Raw genomic sequence first — 8,054 nt, 5'->3', positions numbered from 1 at the left:
GCCCGGATACAACACCGGTATCCGGGCCAATTCCCGCCTTGCCGGACCGCCGCCTGGACTCCGCCTCGGCTCGACCGAGGACTTTGACACACGCCTTAACGGATGGTGAAGGTCAGCGGGTTCGAGATGCCGAGGCCGCCGTGGGAATCGTGGACCCGCACGGTGAAGGTGGACGACGTGCCGGCCGACAGGGCCGTCTGGAACTGGTAGCGCTGTCCGCTGTTGGTCGGCGTCACGGCCAGCCGGGTTGCGCCGAGGTAAAGCTCCACCCGGCTGACGAGGTCCCCGGGATCGGTGTCGGCGACGTCGGCGACCAGCGTGACGGTCGTCGGCTCGAGGAAGTAGGTCTGCCCGCCGGGGGTGCTCAACGCCACCGACGGCGGGTGGTTGGTGCCGGTGGACGCCGGCGTCACCACCGTGACCAGCAACGGCGGCGCAGCGCCAGACAGCGACTGGTCGGTGCCGGCCGAGACGTACAGCACGAAGGTGGTGCTGGTGCCGGGCTCCCCGATCGGTGGTGTCCACAGCGCCTCGAACCGGTCACCGGTCGTCCTCACCCCCCGGGCCACCGTGACGCCGTCCACCCGGAACGACACCGAGGTGATGCTGTGGCCGCCTCCCACGGTCGCGGTCGCCGCCAGCGGGACGCTTCCCGGCGTGGTGTACACCGCGCCGGCGGTCGGGCTGAGCCAGGTGACGATCGCCGGGTAGTCAGCGACCGGCGGTGTGGTCGTCCGGGTCGGCGTCACGCTGGGCAGGACGCCGCCGGTGCACGTGACGCCGTTGAGCGTGAACGACGCCGGTATGGGGTTGCTGCCCGACCAGGCGCCAACGAAGCCGATGTTCGCGGAGCCATTGGTGCCCAGGGTCGCGTTCCAGCCCAGATTGGTCGCGCTGACCTGCTGGCCCGCCTGGGCCCAGGTGGCGCTCCAGGTTTGCGTGAGCCGCTGGTCGACTGCAGGGAACGCGAACCGCAGCGTCCACCCGTTGACCAGGTCACCCAAGTTGGTGACCGCGATGTCGGCGTGGAAGCCACCGGTCCACTGGCTGGTGACGACGTAGTTCACCCGACACCCGGCCGCCGCGTTCGCCGCACTGGCGTGTGAGATCGCGGCCATCATCGCGACCATGGCAACAGCGATGGCGGCCACAGCAGTCAGCGACCTCCGCATGGCACACCTCGCCGTAGATAGCTGGACGTCTATGAGAGTGTCGACTGTCCTGCTGCTCCGCCTTCCTGTCAAGGCACGCACGGCAGTCCTGCCGCCGGCAGGACAACGGACAGCCCACCCATGGCTGACCGGTAACGGCCACAGCGCCGAGCAGGCAAAAGAGTGGAATGCTAAAGACCACCAGCGACCCAAAACCCCTGCACTACCTGGTAGGCCACTTCGGGTCCGCCGAAGAGGTCTTCACCCCGAAGCGCCTGGTCAGGGCGTTGCCCGTGGGATAGGAGTCTCGAATGACGGAACTGCAACGGACTCCACCAAGCTCACCCGCAACGCTCCACATCGATCTGACGCAGACCTATAGGCGTGGACTTAGGCGAACCGGGAGGTCGGCCGGCACCAGCCATCCCGGGAGCAGCAACGCCTGACCACTTCGACATCTACTGGGAGGTCACACCGCACCGTTTGACCGCATCACCGCAGGTCAGAGCCATCGTCTCTGTCCGGCGTCGGTGAGCACCTCGGGCGCGGAGACCGCTTCGCCAACCTGCACCCAATCTGCTCCCAGTTGCAAGGCCGGGCCAGCCAACGGCTCCTTACCGCCTTGACCTGCGCACACCTCCCTGCCAGGCAACATAGAGCGTTGTCGACCGCTGCGCAGAACCGCTGAGCACTCCGCGGTGAACGAAGGGCTCTACTCAATCAGCGACGGCCACGATGACCTTGCCTTCGGCGGTGCCGCTGGCGACCAGCCGGTGGGCGTCCACGACCGTGTCGAGGGTGAACGTGCGTGGGTCCAGTCGCGGGCGCAGCGCTCCGGCATCGGCCAACGTCGCGATCTCGCGCAGGATGTCGCCGTGGCGTTCGCGGCCCCGCCCGGTCAGCATCGGCAGCAGGGTGAACACCCCGGAGTAGGTCGCGCCTCGGAACGACAGCGGGGCGAGCGAGTGTGAGCCCCAGCCCAGCGCGCTGACGACATGCCCGTGATAGGTGCGCACCGCCGCGAACGACGCGTCGAGCGTCGGGCCACCGACGTTGTCGACGATGATGTCGAACCCCTCGCCGTCGGTGTATCTCTGCACGTACTCCTCGACGTTGCTTGTGGTGTAGTCGATCGGCACGGCGCCCAGGCTCTCGATGACCCGCATGCTCGCCGGCCCGCCCGTGGCGTACGCCTCGGCGCCGCGCGCCTGGGCGAGCTGCACGCCCACGTAGCCGACACCGCCGGCACCGCCGTGCACCAGCACCTTCTGCCCGGCGCGGACCCCGGCCCGGTCGACGAGCCCCTCCCAGGAGGTGATCGCGGCCAGGGGCAACGCGGCGGCCTCCCGCATCGAGAGGGTGTCCGGCTTGCGGGCCAGCAGCCGCACGTCCACGGCCGCGTACTCGGCCAGCGAACCCTGCAGGTCGCCCACGCCCCCGCACAGCCCGTACACCTCGTCTCCGGGCGCGAAGCCGGTCACCTCCGTGCCGATTGCCGCGACGACGCCGGCGAGGTCCAGGCCGAGCACCGCAGGAGGCTGGACACGCGCGTGCGCGGCCTTTCCTGCCTGGATCTTCGTGTCGAGCGGGTTGACGCCGCTGGCGACGATCCGCACCAGCACCTGCCCGCGCCCGGGGGTGGGTTGATCGATCTCCTCGATCGTCAGTGGAACGTCGAACTCCCGCAGCACCGCAGCGCGCATAACCATCCACACTCTCCGTGATCGAGTCTTCACGTGGACGTTATCCGACCGGACCGGCGGCGGGGCGGGTTCCTCGGACCACGCCAGCGCCGCCACGGGCGGGCCGGGCGCGGGTCAGTCCTCTTCGGCACCGTCGAGCAACGCGCGTCGCAGCGCCAGCCGGTGCTTCCGGCGGATCTCCGCCTCCCGGTAGCGTCGCCGGTCCCCGTCGGTCTCCGGTAGCAGCGGCGGCACGGTACGAGGCTGGCCGTCGTCGTCGATGGCGACCATGACCAGGTGGGCGGTGGCCACGTCGGTGGGTGGCACCGCCCGGTCCCACCGGTCGGCGGTGACCTTGACGGCCACCTCCATCGAGCTGCGGCCGGCCCAGGTGATCCGGGCGTCGACGTGTACGACGTCGCCGACCCGCACCGCGCGTAGGAACGCCGTCTCGTCGATGGCGGCGGTCACCGCCGGCCCGTCGGAGTGCCGGGCGGCGACCACACCGGCGACGGAGTCGATGAGGTTGAGGATCCGGCCGCCGTGCACCGTACCCATCAGGTTGGTGTGGTGCTGGTCCATGATCTGCGACAGGGTCAGGTGCGACGCCGACGGCGCTCGGCCGGCGATGGTGGCGGTGTCGTGCACAGCGGTAGTCCGTCCCTCGGAACCCACACCGCCGGTTCGCGGACACGCTGACGAGGATCTGGCCGCGCGCCACACGCACGGCCGGTCACCCGCTCAGCCCACCCGCGAGGCCGACGGCAGCGCACACGGTTGTGTACGCGGCGCCGGCAGGTCTTCGGACTCGCGGGCCCGACCGGTCGTGCCGGTCCCCTACTGGCCGTCGCTTCCCGGGCCACTGGCCCAGTGCTGATGACGGCGGTCGTTCCCACTCACCGCTGCGGGGCAGCCCCGGATTTCCACCGGGTTCCCTCTTACGACGCCCAGCCGGTCACGACGGGGCGAACCAGCGCCGCGGGGAGCATAGCTGGCCTGGGGATCTGTCCACCCGGGGCGTCCGGCCGCGGCGGCGGATGACCGCATCGTCGACTTTTGTCGTTCGAGGAAGAAGATCGTCACCTCTTGAAAAAAGTCTCGCGCGGGTGAGGATATCCAGATGCGTCGTCTCCCCCAGACTTGCGGGCGGGTGGTCTCGGGCCTCCTCGCGTTCCTCCTCGCCTCGGCGGTCGCCCTCCTCGCGTCCACCCAACCCGCCGCGGCGCACGGGACCCTCGCCACGTCCACACCGGCGAGCGGCGCCACCGTGCGCGAGCCGTTGACGTCGGTGCGGCTCCTCTTCACCGAGAAGGCCGCCGCCAACGCGTTCTTCACGATCACCGCCCCGGGCGGCACCCGTGTCGACAACGGCTGGTCGCCGGGGGAGCCGCAGCCGCTGGAGAAGCCGGTACGGGAGTACTTCCTGGTCAACGGGAAGTTCGAGCCTCGGGAGTACACGACGGGGTTCCCCGCGGTGGTGGCCGTCGCCCACCTGCCCGCCAAGGGCCAGTATTCGGTGAGCTACCTGTCGGTCGCCTCGGACGGCGACGCCGTGCGGGGCACCCTGACCTTCCGTTACGAGGGGCGGGTGACGGCAGCGCCGAAGGGGTGGAGCCCGCCGTCGACCCAGCCGGACCCGGCGCTGGTGGCCGCGGCCGAGCAGCACAACACGTCCGGGCAGGCGTCTGCGGTGCCGACCACGGCGGACGATCCGTCGACCCCGCCGGCTGCGGCGGCTCCGGAGACCGGGTCGACCGACAAGAGCGGTCCCGGCGCACTGGCCTGGACCGGGTTGGCGTTGGTCGCGGCAGTCGGGGCGGTGGCCGGGTTCGTCGTCTGGCGTCGCCGATCGGCTTCCGCCGGCACACCCACCGGCCGGGGCCGTACCTCGGCGGCGACCTCCGGTCGACGCGGCGGTGGCACCCGTGCTCCGAACCGGGCCGGCGCTGGCAAGACCACCGGCGGCAAGACCGTCGGGGGTAAGGCCGCCGGGGACCGGACCTGCGGAGGCAAGACCGGCGCTGGCAAGACCGGCGCTGGCAAGACCGGCGCTGGCAAGACCGGCGGGGCCCAGGCCGGCGGCGGCAGGACCAGCGGGGGCACGGCCGGCGAGGTCGGCGCGGTCGGCGCGGCGGCCGGCGTCGTCGCGCGTACCGCGAGCGACAGGCGGCTGCCCGCCACCGTGCCGGCGGCGCGCAAGGGTGACACGGTCGTCACGGCCCGCACGGGCGTCACCGTCGAGCCGACGCCGACCGATCAGGTGGAGAAGCCCCTCGCCAGCACGGACGACGAGCCGGCGGTCGATTCCGGACCTCGGCCCGACACCGACCTCGCCGCCGCGACGCCCGGGTCCCGGCTGAGCAACACCCACCTGGCGCTGCTCGTCGGCGGGCTGGTGCTCGCCCTGCTGGCCGGGTTCGGGCTGGCCCGCATCGGGACCGGCGACGAGACCCCGGCGGGCCGCGACGCCCGACAGCCCGCAGCGGGCCCGCCCGCCGCGGGGCAGGAGGGCTCCGCGACCGATGGGCACCAACACCCGTCCGGTACGGGGCCGCACACGCATCGGGGTGACGACGCGACGGGCGCGGCGCTGGCGACCGGCACGACGGTGAGCGCCGGCGGCTACACCCTGCAACCGCTGGAGCGGACCCAACCCCCCGGTGTACGCGCCGACTACCGGTTCCGCATCGTCGGGACCGACCGGCAGCCGGCGACCCGCTTCGCGGTCGTGCACGACAAGCCGTTGCACATGATCGTGGTCGGCCGCGACCTGTCCGGCTACCAGCACCTGCACCCGACGATGGCGCCCGACGGCACCTGGAGCGTCCCCCTGACGCTGGCCCGGCCCGGCGGCTACCGCGTCTACGCCGACTTCTCCGTCACCGCGACCAACGGCACGCAGATCCCGCTCGTGCTGGGCGTCGACCACACCGTGCCCGGCGCGCACACCCCGACCGCGCTGCCGCCGGTGCGGGCCGAGGCGACGGCCGGGCCGTACGCGGTGTCGATGAACGGCACCCCGACGGTGGGGGTGACAGCGCCGATGCACTTCCAGGTCAGCGCCGACCCGACCATTCCCGCCCAGTTGGAGCGGTACCTGGGCGCGTACGGGCATCTGGTCGTCGTCCGTGAGGGCGATCTCGGGTACGTGCACGTCCACCCCGAGCAGGAGTTGGTCGACGGGTCGGTCAAGTTCTGGCTGACCGCCCCGAGTTCGGGCCGGTACCGGGCGTTCTTCGACTTCCAGATCGCCGGGAAGGTGCACACCGCCGAGTTCACGATCAACGTGCCCTGAGACCGGAACTTTCTCCCCGCTGCGGCCGACCAAACAGCCAGCAGCGATCAACGGAGGAAGAACACATGCGCACCACCAGCCCGCTCGGTTTACGCCGCTCGGTCACCGTCCTCGCCGCCGCGATCCTGGCGGCGGGTGCGGCGGGTTGCGGCTCGTCCGACTCCCCGGCGACCGCACAGCCGGGCCCGTCCGCGTCGGCCTCGGCCAACCCGGACGCCGGCGTGGTCGGCATCCGTGACCCGTGGGTGAAGGCGGCCGACAAGGGCATGACGGCGGCGTTCGGGACCCTGGTCAACAACGGCGACAGCGATGTCACGGTGACCCGCGCCACGACCTCGGTGTCGTCGATGGAGCTGCACGAGATGGCCATGCAGGACGGCAAGATGGTCATGCGGCAGAAGCAGGGCGGCATCGTCGTCAAGGCCCGGGGCACGCACGCCCTGGAGCCCGGCGGCGACCACCTGATGCTGATGAACCTCACCAAGCCCGTCCAGGCCGGCGACGAGTTGTCAGTCACGCTGACCTTCGCCGACGGCAGGACCCAGCAGTTCACCGCGGTGGTCAAGCCGTTCACCGGCGCGCAGGAGAGCTACGCCCCCGGGCACGGCGCGCCCGTGACCGGCATGAGTGCCACGCCGGGAATGAGCATGAGCCCGGCGTCGTGACCGAGTCACCACCCGTGCGGCCGGTGAGCAGGCGTGGACTGCTCACCGGCGGAGCCCTGGCCGCCGGTGGAGTCCTGGCCGGCGGGGCCGCGATCGCCGCGACCCGCGCTGGGAGGACCGAGCCACCGCCGGCGACCGCCGCCGACACGACGTTGGCGGCGACCGTCGGCGGCCTGGTCGAGCCGTTCCACGGCCCCCGGCAGGCCGGCGTGGCCACCGAGCCACAGGCGCACGCCTCGTTCGTGGCGTTCACCCTGCGGGCCGGCACCGACCGGGCCGCGCTGGGTCGGATGCTGCGGCTGCTCACCGACGACGCGGCCCGTCTCACCCAGGGCCAACCCGCGCTTGCCGACACCGAGGCCGAACTCGGGCTGCTGCCGGCACGGCTGACCGTGACCTTCGGCTTCGGGCCCGGCCTGTACCGGGCCGCCGGTGTGGACGACCGCCGGCCGGCCTCGGTCACCGACCTGCCCTCGTTCCGCGTCGACCGCCTCCAGCCGGCCTGGTCCGGCGGTGACCTGCTGGTGCAGATCTGCGCGGACGACGCGGTCACCGTCGCCCACGCCCAACGAGTCCTGATCAAGGACAGCCGGCCGTTCGCCACCGTCCGGTGGGTCCAGCAGGGCTTCCGGCGCAGCCCCGGCGTCGAGCTGGGCGGCCACACCCAACGCAACCTGTTCGGCCAGCTCGACGGCACCGCCAATCCCCGGCCCGGCACCCCACTGGACACCGCCCTCTGGGTGCCGGACGGCCCGGCGTGGCTGCGCGACAGCACCACGCTTGTGGTGCGGCGGATCAGCATGAACATGGAGACCTGGGACCTGCTCGGTCGCGCCGATCGCGAGCTGGCCATCGGGCGGCGGCTCGACACCGGCGCCCCGCTCACCGGCACCGCCGAGCACGACGAGCCCGACTTCGCCGCCACCGGCGCCGACGGGCTCACCGTCATTCCCGACTTCTCGCACCTCACCCGGGCGCATGTCACCGACGACCGGCTGAAGATCCTGCGCCGGCCCTACAACTACGACGGGGTGCCGACGGCCGAGGGCCACGCCGACAGCGGGTTGATCTTCACGTCGTACCAGGCTGACATCGCCCGGCAGTACCTGCCCATCCAACGCCGACTGGCCGACCGGGACCTGCTCAACGAGTGGACCACGCCGATCGGGTCCGCCGTCTTCGCCGTCCCGCCCGGCTGCCAACCGGGAGGATGGGTCGGCGAGCAGGTGCTCGGATGAGTCAGCCAACCCGGAGAATCGCC

Annotated in this window: 6 protein-coding genes and 1 riboswitch; of the genes, 3 read left to right on the top strand and 3 right to left on the bottom strand. The window is 71.8% G+C overall.

Going from position 1 to position 8,054, the window contains the following annotated elements; genetic code table 11:
• Positions 1 to 95: 95 nt before the first annotated feature.
• From AB0B57_RS35925 to AB0B57_RS35915, 3 genes are all read right to left on the bottom strand, one after another.
• Positions 96 to 1,172: a cellulose binding domain-containing protein gene (locus AB0B57_RS35925; RefSeq protein ID WP_357080670.1), complete on the bottom strand. Its 1,077-nt coding sequence runs from the start codon at positions 1,170 to 1,172 to the stop codon at positions 96 to 98.
• Positions 1,173 to 1,867: 695 nt separating this feature from the next.
• A complete protein-coding gene (locus AB0B57_RS35920) occupies positions 1,868 to 2,860 on the bottom strand; it encodes a zinc-dependent alcohol dehydrogenase family protein (protein ID WP_357080668.1) in 993 nt (330 codons plus the stop codon).
• A gap of 108 nt (positions 2,861 to 2,968) precedes the next feature.
• Positions 2,969 to 3,481, bottom strand: coding sequence for an acyl-CoA thioesterase (locus AB0B57_RS35915; RefSeq protein WP_357080665.1), 513 nt, complete (start codon positions 3,479 to 3,481; stop codon positions 2,969 to 2,971).
• 127 nt (positions 3,482 to 3,608) lie between these two features.
• Positions 3,609 to 3,823: riboswitch (cobalamin riboswitch) on the bottom strand.
• Positions 3,824 to 3,953: 130 nt separating this feature from the next.
• Here AB0B57_RS35915 and AB0B57_RS35910 point away from each other — a divergent pair.
• The 3 genes from AB0B57_RS35910 to AB0B57_RS35900 all read left to right on the top strand — a co-directional run bounded on the left by AB0B57_RS35910 (position 3,954) and on the right by AB0B57_RS35900 (position 8,031).
• Complete coding sequence (locus AB0B57_RS35910) at positions 3,954 to 6,128, top strand: copper resistance protein CopC (RefSeq protein WP_357080662.1); 2,175 nt, start codon at positions 3,954 to 3,956, stop codon at positions 6,126 to 6,128.
• A 65-nt stretch (positions 6,129 to 6,193) separates the two neighbouring features.
• Positions 6,194 to 6,793 (top strand): copper chaperone PCu(A)C, encoded by a 600-nt coding sequence (locus AB0B57_RS35905; RefSeq protein ID WP_357080659.1) that lies wholly within the window; start codon positions 6,194 to 6,196, stop codon positions 6,791 to 6,793.
• 23 nt (positions 6,794 to 6,816) lie between these two features.
• Positions 6,817 to 8,031 carry a Dyp-type peroxidase gene (locus tag AB0B57_RS35900; protein WP_357080656.1) on the top strand — a complete coding sequence of 405 codons (1,215 nt, stop codon included), beginning with the start codon at positions 6,817 to 6,819 and terminating at the stop codon, positions 8,029 to 8,031.
• Positions 8,032 to 8,054 lie beyond the last annotated feature (23 nt).

The organism is Micromonospora sp. NPDC049101 (assembly GCF_040648675.1).
Lineage (GTDB): Bacteria > Actinomycetota > Actinomycetes > Mycobacteriales > Micromonosporaceae > Micromonospora.
This window is presented reverse-complemented; position numbering and strand designations above follow the sequence as displayed.